The organism is Prevotella sp. P5-64 (genome assembly GCF_002251285.1).
In the GTDB taxonomy this organism is placed as follows: domain Bacteria; phylum Bacteroidota; class Bacteroidia; order Bacteroidales; family Bacteroidaceae; genus Prevotella.
Map to the genome: position 1 here is coordinate 1 of NZ_NPJK01000078.1, position 235 is coordinate 235.

At 44.3% G+C, this 235-nt stretch carries 1 tRNA gene; it reads right to left on the reverse strand.

The window, feature by feature from the left end:
• Window positions 1-143 precede the first annotated feature (143 nt).
• A tRNA-Ala gene (locus CIK87_RS13795) sits at window positions 144-217 on the reverse strand.
• Window positions 218-235: the final 18 nt, after the last annotated feature.

Here is a 235-nt window from a genome sequence, read left to right on the forward strand (position 1 = left end):
CGTAGATAGGACAAATAAATATATTCGCCTGTCTTTCGCTCATACTTTCAGCTTTCTGTTTGTTGTTAGAAGTCTTGAACTTCTGTTCTACAGTCTTGCTTGTGTCAATATGTCAAAGATCTTTTCGGGGACATGCCCCGGAGTGGAGAATAACGGATTCGAACCGTTGACCCCCTGCTTGCAAAGCAGGTGCTCTAGCCAGCTGAGCTAATCCCCCATAATTGAGAGTAGCATT